Source organism: Roseibium algicola (assembly GCF_001999245.1).
Classification (GTDB): domain Bacteria; phylum Pseudomonadota; class Alphaproteobacteria; order Rhizobiales; family Stappiaceae; genus Roseibium; species Roseibium algicola.
Genome location: NZ_CP019630.1, coordinates 3,615,933 through 3,638,865, shown reverse-complemented (window position 1 = coordinate 3,638,865; position 22,933 = coordinate 3,615,933). Strand labels below are relative to the sequence as shown.

General features: G+C 58.7%; 14 protein-coding genes. 8 read left to right on the top strand and 6 right to left on the bottom strand.

Annotation, left to right across the window (positions count from 1 at the left end; all coding sequences use genetic code 11):
* The first annotated feature begins 53 nt into the window (after window positions 1–53).
* From B0E33_RS16850 to B0E33_RS16835, 4 genes are read left to right on the top strand one after another with little or no spacing between them, the layout of a single operon-like run.
* A complete protein-coding gene (locus tag B0E33_RS16850; RefSeq protein ID WP_208997647.1) occupies window positions 54–512 on the top strand; it encodes a hypothetical protein in 459 nt (152 codons plus the stop codon).
* Between the two features lie 9 nt (window positions 513–521).
* The gene (locus B0E33_RS16845) at window positions 522–1,202 is read left to right on the top strand and encodes an ABC transporter ATP-binding protein (protein ID WP_077291819.1); all 681 of its coding nucleotides are present in this window, start codon (window positions 522–524) and stop codon (window positions 1,200–1,202) included.
* Window positions 1,195–2,517: an ABC transporter permease family protein gene (locus tag B0E33_RS16840; protein WP_077291818.1), complete on the top strand. Its 1,323-nt coding sequence runs from the start codon at window positions 1,195–1,197 to the stop codon at window positions 2,515–2,517. Before B0E33_RS16845 ends, B0E33_RS16840 begins: the two co-directional genes overlap by 8 nt.
* 25 nt (window positions 2,518–2,542) lie before the next feature.
* Window positions 2,543–3,106 carry a copper chaperone PCu(A)C gene (locus B0E33_RS16835; protein ID WP_077291817.1) on the top strand — a complete coding sequence of 188 codons (564 nt, stop codon included), beginning with the start codon at window positions 2,543–2,545 and terminating at the stop codon, window positions 3,104–3,106.
* Window positions 3,107–3,381: 275 nt separating this feature from the next.
* Here B0E33_RS16835 and B0E33_RS16830 read toward each other — a convergent pair whose 3' ends face one another.
* From B0E33_RS16830 to B0E33_RS16815, 4 genes are all read right to left on the bottom strand, one after another.
* Window positions 3,382–4,473, bottom strand: coding sequence for an ABC transporter ATP-binding protein (locus tag B0E33_RS16830; RefSeq protein WP_077291816.1), 1,092 nt, complete (start codon window positions 4,471–4,473; stop codon window positions 3,382–3,384).
* Window positions 4,474–4,506: 33 nt separating this feature from the next.
* Complete coding sequence (locus B0E33_RS16825) at window positions 4,507–5,655, bottom strand: carbohydrate ABC transporter permease (protein ID WP_077291815.1); 1,149 nt, start codon at window positions 5,653–5,655, stop codon at window positions 4,507–4,509.
* Window positions 5,655–6,896 (bottom strand): carbohydrate ABC transporter permease, encoded by a 1,242-nt coding sequence (locus B0E33_RS16820; RefSeq protein ID WP_055656417.1) that lies wholly within the window; start codon window positions 6,894–6,896, stop codon window positions 5,655–5,657. Before B0E33_RS16820 ends, B0E33_RS16825 begins: the two co-directional genes overlap by 1 nt.
* A 144-nt stretch (window positions 6,897–7,040) precedes the next feature.
* A complete protein-coding gene (locus B0E33_RS16815; RefSeq protein WP_023001179.1) occupies window positions 7,041–8,408 on the bottom strand; it encodes an ABC transporter substrate-binding protein in 1,368 nt (455 codons plus the stop codon).
* A 249-nt stretch (window positions 8,409–8,657) separates the two neighbouring features.
* On the opposite strand from B0E33_RS16815, the gene B0E33_RS16810 reads away from it, so the two are divergent.
* On the top strand, window positions 8,658–9,701 hold the full coding sequence (locus B0E33_RS16810; RefSeq protein ID WP_023001178.1) for a LacI family DNA-binding transcriptional regulator: 1,044 nt from the start codon (window positions 8,658–8,660) through the stop codon (window positions 9,699–9,701).
* On the opposite strand, the gene B0E33_RS16805 is transcribed toward B0E33_RS16810, so the two are convergent.
* The gene (locus B0E33_RS16805) at window positions 9,702–10,370 is read right to left on the bottom strand and encodes a GntR family transcriptional regulator (RefSeq protein ID WP_077291814.1); all 669 of its coding nucleotides are present in this window, start codon (window positions 10,368–10,370) and stop codon (window positions 9,702–9,704) included.
* Window positions 10,371–11,045: 675 nt separating this feature from the next.
* Here B0E33_RS16805 and B0E33_RS16800 point away from each other — a divergent pair.
* Together B0E33_RS16800 and B0E33_RS16795 are read left to right on the top strand one after the other, a co-directional pair.
* Window positions 11,046–13,085: a putative bifunctional diguanylate cyclase/phosphodiesterase gene (locus B0E33_RS16800; protein WP_077291813.1), complete on the top strand. Its 2,040-nt coding sequence runs from the start codon at window positions 11,046–11,048 to the stop codon at window positions 13,083–13,085.
* Between the two features lie 196 nt (window positions 13,086–13,281).
* Complete coding sequence (locus B0E33_RS16795; protein WP_208997646.1) at window positions 13,282–14,772, top strand: TolC family outer membrane protein; 1,491 nt, start codon at window positions 13,282–13,284, stop codon at window positions 14,770–14,772.
* Window positions 14,773–14,824: 52 nt separating this feature from the next.
* Here B0E33_RS16795 and B0E33_RS16790 read toward each other — a convergent pair whose 3' ends face one another.
* Window positions 14,825–20,986, bottom strand: a complete 6,162-nt coding sequence (locus B0E33_RS16790) for a cadherin domain-containing protein (RefSeq protein WP_077291812.1) — start codon at window positions 20,984–20,986, stop codon at window positions 14,825–14,827.
* Window positions 20,987–21,163: 177 nt separating this feature from the next.
* Between B0E33_RS16790 and B0E33_RS16785 the strand changes: the two genes are divergently transcribed.
* Window positions 21,164–22,927, top strand: a complete 1,764-nt coding sequence (locus tag B0E33_RS16785) for a peptidase domain-containing ABC transporter (protein ID WP_077291811.1) — start codon at window positions 21,164–21,166, stop codon at window positions 22,925–22,927.
* Window positions 22,928–22,933 lie beyond the last annotated feature (6 nt).

Below are 22,933 nucleotides of genomic sequence, written 5' to 3'. Positions count from 1 at the left end.
CCGGCAGGCCTTTGCCTGTTTGTCATATTAGCCGGATAAGTTAGGAGCATGAATTGGCCAGAACCAGGGATGTCATGAACCGCAGACAGCTTATCGCCGGGCTCGGCCTCGCTCCGTTTGCCGGGAATCTGCTGCCGGACACCGCCTGTGCGGCAGATGCCCCCCTCAAGTTGCGCACGCTTTACAACAAGGACCGGAGCTTTTCCGACCTCGCCCATTCACTGGAAGGCTCCAGGGTATCGGTCGGTGGCTACATGGCCCCACCCCTGAAGGCCGACAGCCAGTTCTTCGTGCTCACCAAGATTCCGATGGCAGTTTGCCCGTTCTGTGAAACCGAGGCGGAATGGCCGCGGGACATTCTCGCCATCTACACCAAGCGCATAGTCGACGTGGTCGCCTTCAACAGCAAGATCGTGACACGGGGCGTTCTGGAACTGGGAACCTTCAAGGATCCAGAGACCGGGTTCGTCAGCCGGGCAAGACTTGTCGATGCTGTCTATGAACGCAGCTGACAGCTTCTCATGAATCTTGCTCTTAAAGTCGACGATCTCCGCGTCGGGACACCCGGTGGCCGGGTGCTGCTCTCCTGCGATCACTTTGATGCAACACCAGGTGCGACCATCGGCCTGCGTGGTCCGTCAGGTGCCGGGAAATCGACCTTTCTCTACGCGCTCGCCGGACTGCATCCGGCCATGACAGGTCATATCCGCTGGGGTGCAACCGACCTGGTGCAGCTGAACGACGCCGCCCGCGCCGCGTTCCGCCGCAGCCATGTCGGGCTGATCTTCCAGGACTTCCTGCTGTTTGAAGAACTGAGCGCCCTTGGCAACGCCTCCCTTGCAACGGCGTTCAACCCGGCAGCGAAGCGCCGGTCGATCACCGACACCGCACGGGATTTTCTCAAGAGCCTCAAGGTGCCGGCAGAGGCGCGGACCGTAGACAGTTTTTCCGGCGGCGAACGCCAACGCACTGCGATCGCCCGCGCGCTGGCCCACGATCCCGAGATCATTCTCGCGGACGAACCGACGGCAAGCCTCGACCGCAAGACCGCCGATGCCCTGATCGAAGACCTGATCAGCCTGACCCGCGCGCGGAACAAGACGCTGATCGCCGTCAGCCACGACCAGCATCTGCTGGACCGGATGGATAGGATCGTCGAAGTGACGGACGGCCAGCTGCAGACGGAGGCCGCCGGTGCCTGACTTTTTCGCAGACCGCTGGCAGGACCTTTCGCCGCTTGCCCAGGACACACTGTGGCTCGTGCTGCTTCTGCTCCCAGCCGTGATAACCGGCCTGAGCGTGATCTGGGGCTTCCGGCCTCAGGCGCTGGTCGGAGCACTGCTTTGGCGCTTCCGCTGGACCAATCTGACCTTCGTTTTCCTGATCGCCATTTCCATCGGTATCGGCGTTGGCCTGATAGCCCAGGAACGCGGCCTCAGAAAGGGAACGGCACGGGCAGCGGAAAAGTTCGATCTGATCGTCGCAGCCCCTGGCAGCGAAATCACCATGATGTTTGCCGCCGTCTATCTGCAACCAAGCGACGTGCTGCTTCTGGGAGGCGAGATCTACAACGAGATTGCCACCCATGACGACGTCGACCTTGCCGCCCCGATTGCCTTCGGCGACAGCTATCTGTCGTCACCCGTTGTCGGCACCACGCCGCAGTTCGTCACCCATCTGGCAGGGAACCTTGCCGAAGGCAGGCTCTTTGCCGGCAGCGGGGAAGCGGTTGCCGGCTCGCGGGTCGACCTGAAGCTTGGCGAGACATTCGAACCCGCGCACGGCATTGGTGACAGCGCGGAAGAAGATGCCCACGCCGGCCACGCGCTCACCATCGTCGGCAGGATGCCGCCCACCGGCAGCCCGTGGGACAAGGCCATTCTCGTTCCGGTGGAAAGCGTCTGGGAAGTGCACGGTTTGACCAATGGCCATGGCCCGGATAGACAGACACAGATCGGCCCGCCGTTTGACGCGGATTATTTCCCGGGAACACCGGCGATACTCGTTCATGCCAATGAGCTCTGGGCGAATTACGCCCTGCGGTCCGAGTTTACCCGCGACGACACCATGGCGTTCTTCCCAGGCGCGGTGCTTGCGCAACTTCACGCGCTCATGGGGGACTTCCGTCAGATCATGTCGGTGATGGCCGTGCTGACCCAGGTGCTGGTGACCGCGGGTGTCCTGACGGGGCTGATAGCCCTTGCCCGGCTGTTCGCCAGGCGTCTGGCACTCCTGCGGGCTCTCGGGGCACCGGGACGCTTCGTCTTTGCCGTGGTCTGGTCCTATGCCGCCACCCTGATTGTCCTGGGCTCGGCCGTCGGGCTCAGCGTCGGCTGGATCGCGGTCGATGTCCTCTCCTCAATCGTCACCGCCCGAACGGACATTCTGGTGACGGCAACGCTCGACTGGCCGGAGTTTCACCTCATCACCGGTTTCGTCAGTCTGACGGTGCTGCTCGCGCTTCTTCCTGCCTTCATGGCAATGTCACGTAATATCATTACTGATTTGCGCGCCTGACCTGAAGCCTGAAGGATTGCCCCAAATGCGCGCCCTTGCCGTCCTGTTGCCGCTGCTGCTCTGCCTGCCTCACTCTGCTTTGGCGTCCGGCACACATACCGCTTCCGAAACAGGGCATGGCGATGCAGAAGCACACGAAACGCATGACGAAGCCGAACATCATCACGATGAGGATGAAGACAGCCACGAAGGCACGTCTGAAGGCGTGCGTGCTGTCCACGCCTGGATCCGCCAGACTTCGGGCAACTCCGCGCTGCTTTTCGTCAACATCGAGAACACCTCCGGACGGCAGGTAAAGCTGGTTGGCGGTCACACCGACATCGCCTCGAAGGTCGAACTGGTCGGCTTTGCCCTGAAGGACGGTGAAACCGGCTACGATCCCCTGCCGCCCGTTCCGATCCAACCGGGCAAGTCCCTCGTTCTTGCTCCCAGCGCCCTGGCCCTGCGCCTCGGCGGCCTTACCCGCCCTTTCCGGGAAGGAGAGGAATTCGAAATCGAGATCGAATTCGATTTCGGCCATATCGAGATGCAGGCCCAGGTCGAATCCATCAATGCAACCCGGCACAGCCATGCAGGGCATCAGCATTAGATCTGCCGGGATTAGAGGCAGGGATTAAGTGGGGTTGGTATCCCAAGCTTCAGTCGATGAATACCCCCACCCCTAACCCCTCCCCACAAGGGGGAGGGGGATCAGTCCGTGCAGATTGAAAAGATCTCACTTGTCTGCCCGAATACCTGAAAAAGGATAGCGGGTTTCAGCGCACCCACATAGTGGCGCGGTAAAGCATTAGTCCCCTCCCCCTTGTGGCGAGGCGGTAGGGGGGGCAACAGTGTTACCAAAAACACCCAACCCTGCCGGGAATGTCACCTGTAAAGGAACGACCGCCCTTCGCCATCGAACAGATGCAGCTTTTCCGGCGGGGCCGTCAGGCGCAGTTCCGTGCCCTTTTCGACCTTGTAGATACCCGGGATCTTGGCAATGAAAGCATCGTGGCCTTCTCTCGGCGCGAAATAGAGCACTGTTGTCTCGCCGAGGGCTTCCACGATTTCGACATTCGCCGCGACCAGATAATCGTCACCTTCGGTAACGCCGAGATCTTCCGGACGCACGCCCAGCTTGACGCGCGCACCCTTGTCGCTGTCGAGCGAGGCAATCGGTACATCCGCATGACCGCCATCGGACATCTGGACGGATGTCATCTGGCCGGTCGCCGTCACCTTGGCATCGACGAGGTTCATTGCCGGAGAGCCGATGAACTGGGCAACGAACGTGTTTGCGGGACGCTCGTAAAGGTCCAGCGGCGCACCGAATTGTTCCACGTCTCCACCATGCAGCACGACAATCCGGGTCGCGAGGGTCATCGCTTCCACCTGATCGTGAGTGACGTAGATCATGGTGCTTTCCGGCATGCTCTCCTTCAGCTGTGCGATCTCGATCCGGGTGGCGACACGCAAGGCGGCATCGAGGTTCGACAGCGGTTCGTCAAACAGGAACACCTTGGGATCCCGCACGATCGAGCGGCCGATGGCAACGCGCTGGCGTTGACCGCCGGACAGTGCTTTCGGCAGGCGGTCGAGATAGGCAGTGAGCTGCAGCCTGTCCGCAGCCGCCCGCACGGCCTTGTCGATTTCGTCGCGCGACTTGCCCGCCAGCTTCAGGGCGAAGGCCATGTTGTCGTAGACTGTCATATGCGGATAAAGCGCATAGGACTGGAACACCATGGCAATGCCGCGCTGTGCCGGCGGCACGTCGTTGACGACCACACCGTCGATCTCCAGCGTTCCGCCGGTGATCTTTTCAAGTCCTGCGATCATCCGCAGCAATGTCGACTTTCCGCACCCGGACGGACCGACGAAAACGATCAGCTCGCCTGCGTTGATCTCCATGTTGATGTTGCGCAGAACTTCGACCGATCCATAGGACTTGCTGACATTCTTCAAGGACAACGATGTCATGCCGGCTGCTCCCGATTGTTGATTTTGTTCATGTTATTTCACCGACCCGGCCAACAGGCCGCGCACGAGGTAGCGCTGCATCGCGAAGAACACGAAGAGCGGCACTGCGATGGACACAAAGGCCGCCGTCGCGAGAATTTCCCAGTTGCCGCCGCGCGTTCCCAGGAGTTCCACGATCTGGTTGGTCATCACCGTGGTCGAGCCTGTGGCATCGATCAGGAACACCTTGGCCACCAGCAGATCGTTCCAGGTCCACAGGAACTGGAAGATGGCGAAGGACGCCAGGGCGGGAAAGCTGAGCGGCAGGATGATGCGGGTGAAGATCTGGAAATCCGTCGCCCCGTCCACCTTGGCATTCTCGATGATGTCCCGTGGCAATCCGACCATGTAGTTCCTGAGCAGATAGACCGCGAGCGGCATGCCGAAGGCCGTATGGGCCAGCCAGACCCCCATGTATCCCTTGCCGATACCGACGGCGAGATGAAGCCGCAGCAGCGGAATGAGCGCCAGTTGCAACGGCACGACGAGCAGCGCCACAACGGCGGCGATCAACAGGGCTCGGCCGGGAAATTCCATCCAGGCAAGGGCATAGGCTGCGAAAGCCGCAATGACGATTGGAATGATCGTCGCCGGAATGGTGACCGTCAGCGTGTTGAAGAACGCCTTGCCCATGTTGTCCTGTCCGGTGCCGGAAAAGAGGATGGTCTGGTAGTTTTCCAGCGTGAATTCCGGCGGCACGGTCGCGGTCACGAAAACACGCTGGCCACGGCCGGAGATCTGCTTGTCATTGCCCTTCCAGACATAGGACCCGTCGGCCTGGAGCGTCAGGCTTTCGCCATCGCCCATATCCGCCGTTTCGCCCGCCTGGTAAGCAGACACGTCTCTGGATGAGACGCCCCACGAGCGGATCTCGCGCGGCTCACCTTCGAAGATGTTGCCGGACACGGTGAAAAGGTCTCCGTCGGCAACACGGGTCTCGTCCGGATCCGAAGTCCGGTAGACCTCGTTCTGTTCCGCTGGAAACAGCGCCGCCCACCAGCCGGAACTGGAGATCTGGTCCGCGGTCCGGAAGGACGAGACGAACAGCCCGACGGTCGGGAACAGCCACAACAGAACGAGCGCTGCGACGGAGATTTGAACGGCCCAGGTCAGGCCGGATTTTTTCCCAGCAATACTGGCCATCACTTCATCTCCTTCCGGGCGTTGTAAACGTTCCAGACGAGGATCGGCGTGACGAGCAGCATGATGATGATGGCACTCGCCGACCCCACTCCCCAATCGTTGGCACGGAAAAGCTTGTCGTACATGTAGTTGGCCAGAACCTGCGTCTCCCACTGGCCGTTGGTCATCGCGAAGACGATGTCGAACACCTTGAGCACGGTGAGCGTGATCGTGGTCCAGACCACCACGATGGTCCCCATGATCTGCGGCACCTTGATCTTGAAGAAGATCTGGAACGGATTGGCACCGTCAACGATCGCAGCTTCCACGGTTTCCTCCGGAATGCCACGCAGGGCCGCGGACAGGATCACCATGGCAAAGCCGGTTTGAATCCAGATCAGCACCACCATCAGGAAGAAGTTGTTCCACAGCGGCAAGGTCAGCCAAGTCTGCGGTTCGCCGTAGGGCACTTCGGCAATCCAGACACCGAGCGCGGAATTCAGCGAAATCCAGATCAGCCAGATCCCGCCAACGGCGACCAGAAGGCGCAGGGGCAGAAGCCAGATCGACTTGTCCTCCCCCCGGGCGACAATGCCGCGCACGAAGGTCCAGGCCACATACGCAACAACAACAGCGAACGCCAGCAGGAGAAGGGTCGGCAGAAGCTGAAGAAAGACAACGGAGCCGATGCCACCGTCAAACTTCAGCCAGATCGCGTTCAGAACGCCGATCTGGTTCTGATCCGCGGCGCGCGTATCGTAGATCAGCTTGAAGATGACCGATGCGCCAACGAAAGAGATCGCCATCGGCATGAAGATCAGCGACTTGGCGAAGTTGCCCCATCTGATCCGGTCCGTGAGCTGGGCGACCAGCAGCCCGAAAGCCGTCGAGGCAGCCGGCACGACAATCAGCCACAGCATGTTGTTGCGCACCGCTTCCCAGAACTTCGCCTCGTTCATCATCTGGCGATAGTTGGCAAGGCCGACAAAGGCCCCTCCCTGGGAGCGGTCTGTCAGCGACAGCCGCAAGGTCTCGAAGACCGGATAGGCAAGATACAGCGTCAGCGCGAACAAGGCCGGGAACAGGAACAGCCAGGGCCGGATCATGTTGGCCCGGTTGATGTTCTTTCCTGCATTGGGGCCGCGCGCCGGAAACAGAACCTTGTCGAGAAAGACATTCGAAAAGAAGAAATAGGCAAGGCAGGCTCCGACGCCAACGACGATGGTAAAGAGCCCTAACAGTGCCGGATTGTCCGATAGCATGGCCGTTCCCTCCCATTATTGATTATGGGGAGGCACCCGGAAGACCGGGGGCTTCCTGCGTTTAGGAACTTTGTTTCTTGGACGTTTTCGCCGATCCGTCAGAAGAACGGCCAGCCTCCCTGGGGAGACCGGCCGCCTGAAGGATTACTTGAGGGCGTCCCAGCTTTTCTGGATTTCCTCGGCGACGGCTTTCGCGTCCTTGCCGCCGGTATAGTCGACCATTCCGGTCCAGAACGTGCCCGCGCCAACGGCACCCGGCATCAGGTCGGAGCCATCGAAACGGAAGGTGCTGGCATTGACCAGGATCTCGCCCTGACCGCGCAGCGTGTCGTCCTTGTAGGCTGCCGGGTTGGCACCCTTGTGAGGCGTGAGGAAGCCTGTCTGGGCCATCATCACTTCATGCGAGAGCGGCAGTTCGAAGAACTTCATCAGTTCGTTGGTCGCGTCGGACGGATTGGTGATCGCCATCAGCGTGCCACCACCGAGAACCGGGCTGCCGAGATCCTTTTCCGCGTAGGCCGGGAAGTAGAAGAAGTCGACGTCGGTGCCGAACTCGACGCCATCCGGGAAGAAGGCCGGCACGAAGGATGCCTGGCGGTGCAGGTAGCACTGCGGCGGCGAGGAGAAGAGACCCTTCGGGCTGTCACGAAAATCGGTGGAAGCAACGGCTCCCGCGCCGCCCGCGACCTTGGCATCGTCGCGTGCGAACCAGCCGAATTCCTCGATCGCGGCAACGACACGCTCGTCGTCAAAGGGGATCTCGTTGGTGGTCCACTGGTCGTAGACGTCAGCCGGCTGCGTGCGCAGCATCAGATCCTCGACCCAGTCGGTTGCCGGCCAGCCCGTGGCAGCACCTGAACCCAGACCGATACACCAGGGTGTTTCGCCATCGGCAACGATCTGCTCGGTCAGCGCCTTCAGCTCTTCCATGGTCGTCGGCACTTCATAGCCGGCGTCCTCGAAGTTTTCCGGCACGTACCAGACAAGGCTCTTGACGTTGACGTTGTAGAAGAAGCCGAACAGCTGATCCTGGCCGTCGGCATCCTTGTAGGTGCCGAGGTTCACCCAGCTTTCGCCGGCCCCGTAGTTGTTGGCGACCCAGTCAGCCATGCCTTCCGGGAGCGGCTTCAGCAGGCCGCGCGCAGCCATGTCGGCGGCAAGGCCCGGCTGCGGGAAGACAGCGATATTCGGTGCGGCGCCGGCTTCTGCATCAATCACGATCTGCTGTTCGAAGGAATCCGAACCGGTGTAAATGACTTCAGCGCCGGTAGCTTCGGTGAAATAGGCAAGCACGTTGCGGAAATAGCCGTCTTCCGGCTGCAGCCACGGGCCGGCGATCGTCACGGTCTGCCCCTTCAGGTCAGGCGCGCTCTCAGCCCATGCGTTGTAGCTGTCCCAGTTGAACGGGCCTTCGCCCGGAGCGAATTTCAGGTCAGCCGCGGATGCAGAGCCCGCGCCAAGCCCGATGGCAAGCGCCAGACCTGCCGTGCAGGCTTTCAAACGTAGTTTCATATCTGTCCTCCCAGATTGTCCCTATGCTGGAACACTCCACCCAAGGTGGCATACCTCGCCACCTTGCAGCAATACCTACCCGTTTTTCCAGGTCGGCAATTCTACCAGAACCCTTTATCCAAACCGCTTTGGATTTGGCCCTAACCATGTCTTCAGGCTTCGGCCTTGTCAAGCGTACAACTCGCGAATTAATGTTGCATTTCAATAACAGCCTGTTGGGAGGGCGCTTTCAAAGCGTTTTGGGCCAGAATGAGCAATGGCGTAAACCTGAAAGAACTGTCGCAACGGCTGAACCTGTCTCAGACCACGGTTAGCCGCGCACTCAACGGCTATCCGGAAGTCAGCGAAGAAACGCGCAAACGCGTGACCGAGATGGCCGACAAGCTCGGCTACGCGCCCAACAGCCAGGCACGGCGGCTTGCAACCGGCCGCGCAATGGCCATCGGCCATGTCATACCGCGCTCAATTCACGAGATGATGAACCCGATCTTTCTGGAGTTCATAGCCGGTGCCGGGGAGACCTATTCGCGCCACGGCTACGACATGATCATTTCCGTCGTCGACGATGCCAAGGAAGAAGACGCCTACAGGCAGATCGCTTCACGCAAGAAGGCCGACGGCGTGATCATTCACGGCCCCGCAAATGACGAGCGCAGGCACAGGCTTCTGAAAGAACTCAATCTGCCCTTCGTCGTTCACGGACGCATCCCGGGTGCCGAGGAAGAAACATCGTGGATCGACATGAACAACCGGCGGGCCTTCGAGCGGGCGACGAACCTGCTGTTGGACCTCGGCCACACCCGGATCGCATTGCTGAACGGTCTGGAACATATGGACTTCGCCAACCGGCGCCGGCGCGGCTTCGAGGAAGCGCTGGCAGCACGGGGCCTGACACCGGACCCGGCCTTGATGCGCAGTGCGGACATGACCGAACCCTACGGCTGCGACAATGCGATGGAGATGCTGAAAAGTGACAATCCGCCGACCGCCTTCCTGATTTCGTCCATGATATCGGCGATCGGTGTCGCCCGCGCTGTCGGCCAGTGCGGATTGAAGACAGGCAGGGACGTGTCCATCATCACCCATGACGATGCCCTGTCTTTCCTGCCCAACAGCGGCGAAGTGCCGATTTTCACCTGCACCCGCTCCTCGGTTCGCTACGCCGGGGAAAAGGCTGCCGAGCTGCTCCTGAACATGATTTCCAACCCGGCCAGCAAACCGGCGTCTCTGCATCTGGACGCGGAGCTGATCATCGGACAGTCCACCGGCCCGGCCCCCGCCGCGCCAAAATGATCAAACGTGGCTGAGCCCGCAATCCTGCAGCACATCCTTCATCCGCAGCATTCCGTTGAGACGGTGTAACCGCGCAGTCTCCGTGGCGCTGTCGGTGTCACCGTCCCGGATCGCCTGCACAATCTTGCGATGATCGGCAGCATTTGAGGCCGGTGCCTTGTTCAGGCGCAGCAACACGGTGTTGGCCCGGTAGACCTGATCGAGAAACCCCTCGATTTCAGCTTCCAGACGCAGATTGCCGCTCGCCTTGGCCATCAGCCTGTGGAACCTGTCATCGTGAACGGCCCAGGCCTCGATGTCCTGGCGTTTCAGCGCATCATCGGCGTCGTTGAGCACTTCTTCGATTTCCGCGAGCGTCTCGTCGCCCGCCTTGCGGCAAGCGGTGCCTGCGGCGAGGGCTTCAAGCGCCGAAAGGATCTGGTAGATCTCGCAGATGTCCTGCAGCGAAATCGGCAGAACCTTTGCTCCCCGGCGGGGCACGAGATCCACCAGACCGTCAGCCTCCAGCCGGATAAGCGCTTCGCGAACCGGCGTCCGGCTCATGCCCAGCCGTGTCGCGATGTCCGGTTCCGGCGCCTGAAATCCGGGCGGCAATTGCCCGTTCAGGATCTCGGTTTTCAAGCGTTCATAAGCGTTGTCGACGCGAGTAGATCTGGCTTTCGTTGGCATTGCGGGATGCACCCGTTCTCCTGACGTGTCTTAAACAGTTTGCATTGTCCCGCACCTCTCGCTCGAGGCCGGAGCGGCATTTCTGATCGCTGAAGGCATTGCCCTCCGGCGCGGCCGCCCTGTTTTGGAAGCAAATCAATGCCGTATTGCTAATTATATCGATAGAATTTTATCCATCCCCATGCCCTCAGGGCACCCGAGCAGAGTCGCGACCTTCCGGATCCGCTCATTCGCTGGATTTTGCACGAATTTCGGGCTTTCTTGAGGCTGAAAAAATATTGTCAAAAATTACGGTGACTTAAGGACATGCTCCAGTTACCGAAGCGTCAAGTCAGTGCTGCAGAACGCGCCACTACCTGAAAATGCCGCGCTTTTGGCGGCAGATGTTTACGAATTCACCTCACTCAGACAAAGGGCAGGTTTCGCCACGCTCTTCAGAAGCAGCTCTTCCGCTCCAATTGCACGCTGGCAAACCGGAAGCGGCACCTATGCGCCCCAAAGCCGCTTGTAAAACAGGTCAATACTGACAATAAAAGCCACCAATTGACCGGATACTTCATACGCAATTACAACAATACCAGATTAAACAATGAGCAATACTTGAAATACTCCGAAAAAACACAGTTTGTTATGCTTTTTAAGCTTTCATGAAATCAACCGTCGGTGGGAGCTTTTATGGAACGCGTCGCAACAGTTTTGTCTTTTGAGCATGACCATGCTCTTTTGACACTTGCGATCGCAACGTGTCTCTTCGGATGCGCCTTTTCCTTCCTGCTCCTTGCGAAGGTCGACCGCGATGCAAGCCCTGCGCGGTTCATCTGGCTCATCTGGTCTGCACTCGTCGGCGCCTCGGCAATCTGGGCGGCCCAGATCATCGCCTTTTCTTCGGTAAAGCTTCCCGCGGAATCAGGGTACCGACTTCAAACGGCTCTGCTTGCCCTGCTTGTCGTCTTTGCCGGCCTCCTCTCAGGTTATGCGCTTGCTGTGCGGCGAAACATCCGGCTCGCACCGGAACTTGGCGGCATCCTCTTTGGCCTTGCCATTGCAGGAATGGGTCTGACGCTGACGACGGCCAGGGAGATCGCCGGTTTACCTGATACGAGCGAAGCCTTCGGCCTTTGGACATTTCTGTTCGGAACGTGCCTTGGGGCAATTGCAATGAGTTTCGTTCCGCAGCTGCAGTCCAGACGCGCATTTGTAAGTGCAACGCTGTTCCTTTTCCTGTCGGCAGTTTCGATACACATGCCGGTGCATTCCCCGGCCACGCCCCTTCGCGAAGTCAGTTTCCCGCGCGAAATCATGCTCATGTCCGAAAGGCACATGATGGTGATGTCGCTGGTCATCTTCGGTCTATGCACCTTTGTGGCTGCAACTGGTGCGCTGCTCGACCGGTACAGGAAAAACGCGGCCAGGCGAGCCTATAAACACCTGTCGCTGCAGGATTCTCTGACACGACTTCCAAACCGGCATTTTGTGCAGAAGGCTGCGGCAGACCTTCTGGAAAAGGCCGAACTGGAGGGCAAGACATGCGCCGTCGTGCTGATCAGCCTGGACCAGTTCAAGGCCATCAACGACCTTCACGGCTACGAAGTCGGCGACACTGTCCTGTGCACCCTGGCCAATACACTGAAAAACAACCTGAGCGACAGGGTCTTCATCTCCCGCTTCTACGGTGACGAATTTCTGGTCATCAATCCGTCGCTCGACACATTGGATGACGCCGTAGACTTCGCCCGTCTGGTTCGCTCCCTTGCCCGAAGGCCTGTTCAGTGGAATTCCTACCGCCTGTCCATCCGCTCCAGTATTGGCCTTGCCGTGTTTCCGCGCGACGGCAAGGACCTGAACAAGCTGGTGCAAAGGGCAAACCTTGCTGCCAAGCAAGCAAAATCGATCGGCGGCAACCTCATCCAGCCCTATGTCACGGGCATGGAGGAAACCAATCGCTGGGAGGCGGGCCTGGCGGCTGACTTGCGCAATGCAACGCTCGAAAACCAGCTCAACCTGGTCTTCCAGAAACAGAATCTGACAAAGACTGGCGAGTTGATTGGCTACGAAGCGCTGGTCCGGTGGCGTCACGCGGAAAAAGGTCCGATTCCGCCGGAGGACTTCATTCCGATTGCCGAACGGTCAGGCATCATCCTGGATATCGGCAATTGGGTTCTCGAAGCTGCCTGCAAGGAAGCTGCCTGCTGGGAAAATCCGGTAACGCTGTCGGTCAACGCTTCCCCGCTGCAGTTCTCCCGTTGCGATTTTGCCGGTCTCGTTTCCACCGTGCTGATGAAGACAGGCCTGCCCGCAGAACGCCTGGAAGTAGAACTCACCGAATCCACCCCGATCGAGGATCACGAACGGGTTCACGAGACGATCCTCTCGCTGCGCAAAATGGGGGTGCGCGTTGCCATGGACGACTTCGGCAAGGGCTATTCCTCGCTCAACACGCTGCAAGCCTTTCCCTTCGACAAGATCAAGGTCGACAGAGCCTTCACCCAGTCGCTGGAAACCAACCCCCATGCCCGGGCAATCCTGCGCTCTGCCGTTCTGCTCGGCCATAGCTTCAAGATCCCAGTAATCGCCGAAGGTGTCGAAACGGAACGACAGCTGCAATTCCTGCAACAAGCCGGATGCCTGCAGGTGCAGGGCTTTCTGTTCGGGAAACATCTACTGCCTTCGCAGATCAAAAAGTTTCACCCGAGCTTAGACCGAACGGGAAGCTGACTTATCACTGAATTCAACTTAAATTATTATCAAATTAAACCTTGATATTAATATCAATATCCTAAAAGAAGCGACGTCAAACAAATATTACCCTAGGTAATTACTGAAAATTCTTGGCCATATTCTCTAATCTCAACTTACTTTTGATTAACTATAAAATTTTACCTTAAGGGCAGACAACGATCACGGTGCTGCAATGACGACCTTCCCTGCCCCTGCCAAACTGATGCTCGGATTGAAAACCCGCCTTGCCGGTCTGCTGGCAGGCGCGTCACTGATCAGCCTTTCCTTCGCCAGCGCAACCGTATCCGCCCAGTCGCTTGAAGAAGCCATGGGGTCGGCCTACGCCATCAACCCGGGCCTCAAGGCGGAACGGTCGCGTTACGAAGCGACCAATCAGGACGTCTGGACCGCCAGGTCCGAGTTTCTGCCGACGGTTACCGGCACCTACCTGGGGGAACAGAACGCCTTCCGCAGCGAACGCAGCGGCAACAGCGACAGGTCCTTCTTCCACGAGCTGGGCATCTCCATGTCCCAGACGGTGTTTCAGGGTTTCGCGGGTGTCAATCGGCTGAACCAGGCTCATGAGGAAGCGAATTCCGGTCGCAACCAGCTCATTGGCGCCGAACAGACGCTGCTGTTCAACACAGCCGATGCCTATCTGCGCGTTGTTCGCGATCGGGCGATCCTCGCTCACTTGCGGGCCTACACCAACGTGGTGCAACGGGAGGTGAACGCCGCCCGCGCCCGTTACAAGTCGGGAGACGCAACGCGCACCGATATCGAACAGGCGCTTGCCCGTCTCGGTGAAGCGCAGGGGAATTCCGACCAGGCGGTCGGCGACCTCGAAGCCTCCGAGGCTGTCTATGAGCGCCTGACCGGACAAAAGCCGGGCAAGCTCGGCTGGCCTGGCATTCCGCAGACAATCGAGCCCGCCGGTCTGGATGACGCGATCAACGTCGCGCTGCAGAACAATCCGTCCATCCGCGCCGCAACGGCAGATGCAAGGGCCGCACGTTACGCCGCACGCGCCGCAGTCGGCGACATGCTGCCGCGTGTCTCGCTGGAAAGCGAATGGCAAACCGGTTACCAGGGCAACCTTGGCAATCAGGACGAAGAAGACTTCCGCTTTGGCGTGCGCGTCACGGCCCCTTTCTTCACCGGAGGCCGCAACATTGCCGCGGTCAAACGCGCAAACTTCACGGCAGCCCAACAGGAATACGAGCTGGACGACATCCAGCAGATCATCCGCGAGAACGTTGTCCGTGCCATGAAGCAGCGGGCTGCCTCAAGGCTGAAGGTCAAGGCGGTAAAGCGCGCGATTGAGGCCAACCAGCGTGCGGTCAAGGGCCTGCAGGTGGAATTCGACAGCGGTCAGCGGTCCCTGCTCGATGTTCTGGACGGCGAGCGCGAACTATTGCTCAGCAAGGTCGACCATGTCCGGGCACGCTATGACAGCCGCATTGCGGACTTCTTCCTGCTGGCCAACATTGGCCGGCTGGCGCCGCAGCATTTCGGGATCATCGAGGAACGGCCGGCACCGGTCCCACGCCTCATGCCTGAGTTCAATACCTGGGACCTTCGCCTTGGACCGTCGGAGAACGATGTCTTCCAGTCAACCGTCGTCGAGGTCGTGACCAGCGACACCGTCTTTATCGAGACAGAACCACTGCCTCCGATTCAATAACCGGCAACACAAAAAGCGGGCGTAACTTGCCCGCTTTTTTCATTCCTGCTGATCAGTACTGAACGCCTTCCAGATCCGTGAAGTCGATGCGTCCGCCATCGGCAAACTCGATGTAGCCCCCCGAATCCTGCGAAAGGGTGATCTCGCCCGCCGCTGCATCGATGCTCTCGATGGAACCTTCCGTCATGGTGATGGACCAGTCGACACCATAGGTTCCGATATCGGTGCCATCGGCGGCCTTGCTCAGATCGACGATATCGATCCAGCTCCCGCCGGCGCCGCCGTAAATGCTGTCATGCCCGTCGCCGAGCATGTAGGCGAACAGATCCGACCCGTCGCCACCGGAAAGAACGTCGTCGCCCGCGCCACCCCGGATCACATCGTCACCAGCCCCGCCATAGATGAGGTCGTTGCCTCCCTGACCCAGCAGGATGTCATTTCCGCCAAGTCCGGAAATGCTGTCCACGAAATCGCCCCCAACAATCGTATCGGCATTACTTGTCCCGACCTCGCACAGGGGCACATCATCAAAGTCGACCACGTCCAGGGTAATTGTCTCGGTATCCGACAAGCCTCCGCTGTCGGTCGCGGTAACGTCTATCGTGATGCTTTGCTCCGTTTCGTAGTCGACTGCCGCGTCATCCTTCAGCTTCAGCAGATAGCTGTCGCCGTTGCTCACGACTTCAAACCGGTCATCCGACACCGTGAAGGTGTGCGTGTCGCCGATATCGGGGTCCACTACCGAAAGTTCGACAAGTTCGACACCTGCCTGATTTTCGGGAACGTGATATTCGTTGCCCGTACAGTCGTCGTCGTGGCCGTGATAGGTCTGACCATGGACACCGTCATCTTCATGATAGTGCCCCGTTTCCCCGTCCTTGATATGTCCCCAATGGCCATCATGATGATCGTCCCAGTGCTTGTTGCCCTGGTCCGGCCGGTAGATCGCGTTGCCGACGATCAGATCAGGCGGCGAGTTCTCAGTTACACCCGAAGTCACCGTCACGGGGAAAACCGCGCTCGACTGGGATCCGTCACTTGATGTGGCGGTGATCGTCACGTCGATGGTCTCGCCTGCAACCAGCGTTGCACCACTGGCGAGGGTCACCACACCGGTGTCTGCGTCGATATCAAACCGGCTGTCGTCGATGGAATAGGTCACAGTGTCTCCGGCGTCGGCATCTTCCGCGAATGCCGTCAGGCCGATCACCATTCCGGCAGCAGCTGTCGCCACAACCAGATTCTGGGCCGTATCGACATCCCTGACAGGCCCGATCGGCTCATTGTCGTCGGCAGGCTCTTCCGGCTCCACGTCGATGACGTCGATCACGATGGTTTCCGTGTCCGACAGCCCGCCGCTATCGGTAACGGTAACCTCAACGCTCACCTGGGTTTCGGTCTCATAATCGAGCGCCACACCGTCCTTCAGTTTGAGAATGTTCTCACCGTTGATCGATATGACCTCGAAGCGACTATCGGAAACCGTGAAGCTGTGCGTATCGCCGACATCGGGATCGAATACCGACAAGGTACCGATTTCCGCCCCCGGATCTTCTTCATAGACCGCGGCACGAGCAGTGGTTTCGAAAGTTGTCTGGTCAAAGACGACGTCGTCGAAATCCTCGTCACCCCCGCCGGCAATGTCCTCAAAGCCGATCCTGATGCCGCTTTCCACGGTGTAGTCGTAACCATCCGGATTGAGTGACCCGTTACCGGAGAAAAGAACATTGGCATCGGCCCCAACCAGCAGCGTCCCGTCAGGTCCGACGGCCTGCCAGTTCCCCTGACCGTCTTTCTGGAACGTCACCTTGTCACCGGCAAGAAGACCATTGTTCGTGTCTGCACCATCCGGGATCAGGAAATAGCCGATTTCGCTCGCTTCGACGCCTTCCAGATAGAGGGTCGCCGTATCGCCCGGCGTCAATTGGTTCTGGTTGACCCAGACGATTTCGCCGGCCACGGGATTGCCGTTGCCGTCCACGTAGAAGACACCCAGCACATTGCTGTGGCCGGCATATTCCTCGACAAAGGTCAGCGTCACGGAAACGCCCGGTCCAAGTTCCGGATCGAAGTCGAGGTCCGGCGCCTCATTGGCATCGGCAATCGCAATCGTGAAGGTTTCGGTCGAGACTGATCCGTCAGTCGAAGTAGCCGTCACCAGAACATCGATTTCCGGTTCGGTTTCCTTGTCGAAACTTGCCCCACTGGCGACGGTGATCACCCCCGACACCGGGTCGATCTCGAAGCGCGCGTCACCGCTGAGCTGATAACTCACGTTGTCGCCTGCATCCGGATCGTTTGCAAAGGCAGTCAGACCCACGACGGCACCTGCCGCGGCGTTTTCAAGAACCTGGTTTGCGCTGGCATCAATGTCGGCGAGCGGACCGATGGGAGAATTGGTGTCGTCGATATCGATCACGTCGATCACCACGATCTCCGTGTCGGAAAGACCGCCCTGGTCGGTTGCCGTCACCTCAAGGGTCACCTGAGTCTCGGTTTCGTAGTCGAAGGCCTGATCGTCTTTCAATTTGAGAAGGTATCTGTCGCCGGATACGACCACCTCAAACCGGTCGTCCGAAACCGTGAATATATGCGTATCGCCCACATCCGGATCGAATACTGACAAGGGTGCAATCTCTGCGCCGTAATATTCCTCGACGACCGCAGTGCGGTTGTCGGAAACGATGGACACACTGTCGATCAGCGCACCACCCAGGTTATCGGAACCGATCTCAACGAATGTCAGCGTATTGGAGCCGTCGCCGGATCCGCCAACGATGTCATAGGCATAGGACTGCCAACCCGTTCCCGTAGTGGCCGGGTCGATCGTGTCGATCAACTCGCCGTTCCAATAGACCTCGGCGACACTTTCTCCCACGCCGCCGCGCGACTTCATGTCGAATGTCAGATGATAGACCTGACCATCAAGCTGCCCCTCTATTTGCTGAGAAGCCCAGCCATTGTTCATGGCTGCAAGGTCCAGATGATGACCGCCGTCAGTCGCGCCATAAGTATTGTGCCCGGCCTCATGTACATCGACGTTGTCGTAGGTCCAACCCTCGATCGAAGTCGGGTTTTCGTACCAGCCGGACCCGGCTGGTCCGCCGTGAACCCCGTCATAGATTTCGAAGCTGCCGTTGACGACAAACTGTTCTGAGCCGTTTTCCAGATGAACGATCAGATCCGGTGCTTCATTGTTGTCTGTCACGGCCACGGTGAAGGTCTTAGTTGAGGAAGAGCCATCCGTTGACGTTGCGGTGACAGTCATCTCGATGGAAGGTTCTGTTTCCGCATCGAACGTCGCGCCATTCTTTACGGTGATGACACCTGTATCCGGATCGATCTCGAACCTGTCATCACCAGTCAGCTGGTAGGTGACACTGTCCGCCGGATCAGGATCCTCGGCGAAGGCGGTGATCCCGGCAAATTCGCCCCCATTGGCGGTCTCTGAAATGCTGTTGGCTGCCGGGTCGATGTCGTTCACCGGTCCAATATCGAACTCGTTCTCGTCGCCCACCGTGATCCGGAAGATACCGGTCGAGGTTGAGCCATCCGTTGAGGTGGCTGTAACCTCGATATCGATATAGGGGGTCGTCTCGCGGTCAATCACGGCACCATCGGCAACGGTAATAACGCCCGTATCCGGGTCGATATCGAACCGACTATCGGTGATGGAATAGGAAACTGTATCCGTTGCATCCGGGTCTTCAGCAAACGCCGTCACACCGACAACCGTGCCACCGGCGGAGTTCTCCTGGACGAAGTTGTCGGCTCCATCAACGTCCGTCACCGGACCTATATCGAACTCGTTTTCATCGCCAACCGTGATCCGGAAGATGCCGGTAGAAGTTGACCCATCCGTTGACGTCGCCGTCACTTCAATATCGATAAAAGGCGTCGTCTCGCGGTCAATCACTGCGCCATCGGCAACGGTAATAACGCCCGTGTCCGGGTCGATCTCGAACCGGCTGTCTGTGATGGAATAGGTGACCGTGTCGGTCGCATCCGGATCTTCGGCGAACGCCGTCACACCGACAACCGTGCCACCGGCAGAATTCTCCTGGACGAAGTTGTCGGCACCATCAACGTCCGTCACCGGACCGATATCGAACTCGTTTTCGTCGCCCACCGTGATCCGGAAGGTCCCGGTCGAGGTTGACCCATCCGTTGACGTCGCCGTCACTTCAATATCGATATAGGGGGTCGTCTCGCGATCAATCACCGCGCCATCAGCAACGGTAATAACGCCCGTATCCGGGTCGATATCGAACCGACCATCGGTGATGGAATAGGTGACCGTGTCGGTCGCATCCGGATCTTCGGCGAACGCCGTCACACCGACAACCGTGCCACCGGCAGAATTCTCCTGGACGAAGTTGTCGGCTCCATCAACGTCTGTCACCGGACCGATATCGAACTCGTTCTCGTCGCCCACCGTGATCCGGAAGATACCGGTCGAAGTTGAGCCATCCGTTGAGGTGGCTGTAACCTCGATATCGATAAAAGGCGTCGTCTCGCGATCAATCACCGCGCCATCGGCAACGGTAATAAGGCCCGTATCCGGATCGATCTCGAACCGACTATCGGTGATGGAATAGGTAACCGTGTCCGTGGCATCCGGGTCTTCAGCAAACGCCGTCACACCGACAACCGTGCCACCGGCGGAGTTCTCCTGGACGAAGTTGTCGGCACCATCAACGTCCGTCACCGGCCCAATGCCGAACTCGTTTTCATCGCCAACCGTGATCCGGAAGGTTCCTGTCGAGGTTGACCCATCTGTCGAGGTGGCAGTGACTTCAATATCGATATAGGGGGTTGTCTCGCGGTCAATCACCGCGCCATCGGCAACGGTAATAAGGCCCGTATCCGGATCGATCTCGAACCGACTATCGGTGATGGAATAGGTAACCGTGTCCGTGGCATCCGGGTCTTCAGCAAACGCCGTCACACCGACAACCGTGCCACCGGCAGAGTTCTCCTGGACGAAGTTGTCGGCACCATCAACGTCTGTCACCGGGCCGATGTCGAACTCGTTTTCATCACCAACTGTAATTCGGAAGGTCCCGGTCGAGGTTGACCCATCCGTTGACGTCGCCGTCACTTCAATATCGATATAGGGGGTCGTCTCGCGATCAATCACCGCGCCATCAGCAACGGTAATAACGCCCGTATCCGGGTCGATATCGAACCGACTATCGGTGATCGAGTAGGTGACCGTGTCTGTCGCATCCGGGTCTTCAGCAAACGCCGTCACACCGACAACCGTGCCACCGGCAGAGTTCTCCTGGACGAAGTTGTCGGCACCATCAACGTCTGTCACCGGGCCGATGTCGAACTCGTTTTCATCACCAACTGTAATTCGGAAGGTCCCGGTCGAGGTTGACCCATCCGTTGACGTCGCCGTCACTTCAATATCGATATAGGGGGTCGTCTCGCGATCAATCACCGCGCCATCAGCAACGGTAATAACGCCCGTATCCGGGTCGATATCGAACCGACTATCGGTGATCGAGTAGGTGACCGTGTCTGTCGCATCCGGATCATTCGCAAAGGCGACTACGCCGACAACGGTACCTCCTGCGGCGTTTTCCGTTACAAAATTGTCGGTGCTGTCGACGTCCTCAACAGGGCCGACCCCGGTGTTCCCACCATCGCCGCCTTCACCAGCACCTCCGCCTCCGCCGCTGGTTCCGTCACCAACCTGGGAGCCCGATGACTGAATGCCATCGCCGCCCAGATCGAATTGAGACAACGTCGGGTCGAGTCCACGCGCTTCCGGAACGGCACCGTCGCCAAGGCCGCCGTCATCGTTTGGACCACCATCGGCGGTTTCGGCCACTTCGGAACCGCCGTCCGGCAGTAGCGTGTCACCGGTTCCAGCTCCGCCCAATCCCTGACCCAGCCCCCCATGCGCACCCTGGCCGTCTCTGCCGCCGTCGCCGCCAAGTCCCTCGGCATCCTGGGTTGAAGCACCAGATCCTCGATCTTCGAGGGGCACAGCCTGATAAAGGTTCGCCAAGGTTGCTTCACCGGTATCTTCCGGTTCCACGGACAGGGAATAATCATTGCCACCGGCCGGACGGTAGGGATCGCCTGCTTGAGCCTCCATGCGTGCAGGCGACGGTTCTGATCCGCCGTTGGACTTTGCTGCGTTCTCCGTTGAAGAAGAAACGCCCGGTTTGCCTGCATTCGCTGAAGTATCGGTGTCGGCCATGACTTGCACGTGCTCCGTTAAAACCTAACGTCATCACGCGCAGGGTTACCTTAATAAAAACCAACTTCAATCTTCGAATTACATGTATAACTTGATGTAAATTTAGAATTTGCGGTATTTTTGGTAAACGATTTTGAAACAATTACGCGCCTTAATGTATTCAAGGAGGCGCTTACTATGGCATCTTTTATCACTGATACTTTTTCCAGTATCAAACTGCCGCAACTGGAGTTTTTTTCCTCCGAAACCGGAGAAAAAGTATCAACACCAAAACTCCCGCGCTCGGTGGTAACCGCTTCCATCCTGATCAATATCCTCGGCTTGGCGATGCCGCTGACCATCTTGCAGGTCTATGACCGGATTCTGCCAAACAAGTCGACCGACACGCTCGTCATCCTGATCGCAGGACTGGGTTTCGTGCTGGTGATCGATGCGGTTCTGAAAACGACACGGTCGTATCTGACAGGCTGGCTTGCAGCCTCTTTCACCCATCAGGCCAACGTCGAAGCGGCCAGACGTCTTCTGCACTCCAGAGCGGACATCAACTCTGAGGCGACGGTGACCAAACACCTGGACTCGCTGCGCTCGCTGCAAGCAATGGGTGACCATTACGGTGGTCAGGCCCGCCTCCTGGCAATCGACCTTCCCGCCAGCCTCCTCTTTCTTGCCGTCCTGTTTCTTATCGGGGGGCCGATCGGCTTCGTGCCGCTTGTTCTCCTGGCCTTGTTTGCCCTGAGAACCGCCGCTCTAAATACAAGGATCGACAGCCTGATTGAAAAACGCGCGGAGCAGGATCAGCGCAAATACGATTTCATCTTCGAGGTCCTGTCCGGCCTCAACACCATCAAGGCCATGGCCTTCGAGCCCGTCATCCTGCGAAGGTTTGAACGCCTGCAGACGCAAAATTCTCGCCTTGGCTACGACTATATCGATCTCACCAACCGGGCACGGAATTCCTCCGGGTTCTTCACCGTCCTCACAACCGTCTGCGTGGTGTCGGCCGGGGCCCTCATGGTTATGTCCGGGTTCATCAGTGTCGGGGCGGTTGCGGCCTGCACCCTGCTGGCAGGTCAGGTCGTGCAGCCCTTGCTGCGCGGCATCAACCACTGGACGGACATGCAGCGGGTCAAACATGATTTCCGCGAAGCGCGCGCCCTGTTCGATTTGCCAAAGGAAGAGCGATCAGGAAACAAGAACCTGGTAATTGTCGGCAACATCAAGCTGCAAAATGCCAGCTTCGCCGCGCGCAGCGATGCGATCGTGCCTGTCCAGAATCTGAGCCTGACGATCAATGCCGGAGAAACCGTTGCCTTTGAGGGCAGCGACGGCAGCGGCCGAACGACGCTTGCTCGCCTGATTTCCGGTGATATCGAACCGACCTCCGGCAAGGTCATGATAGACGGACAGGATTTGTACGGTGTCGACCACCGGTATCTGTGCCGGCACATCGCCTACGTCAGCAACGACGCCCAGATGTTCGCCGGCACGATCCTGCAGAACCTGACTCTCTTCGGATCTCGCGCGAGCCCGCAAAAAGCCCGATTGGCGGCGGACCTGATCGGCCTTGAAAAGGATATTCACCTGCTGCCGTTGGGCTACGACACAATGCTCGGCAACGCGATTGAAGAAAATCTCACCGACAGCATGGTACAGCGCATTGCCATTGCTCGCGCGCTCGCAGGCGAACCGAAGATCCTTATCCTCAACGATGCCAACGGCGCTCTCGACCACAAGAGCGAAGCCCAGCTCGTTGAAGCGTTGAAGCGGCTCAAAGGCCAGTTGACGACGTTGATCGTCAGCCACCGCCCTTCTTTCCGCGCCATTGCCGACAAGCAGTTTCTGATGGAGCACGGCCGGATTAGCGCCTTGCCGGACACGCCGAACACCCCTCGATACAAATTGCGGCGGCGCGAGCCAGCCGACACCAAAAAGCAGGCTTAGGAGCTG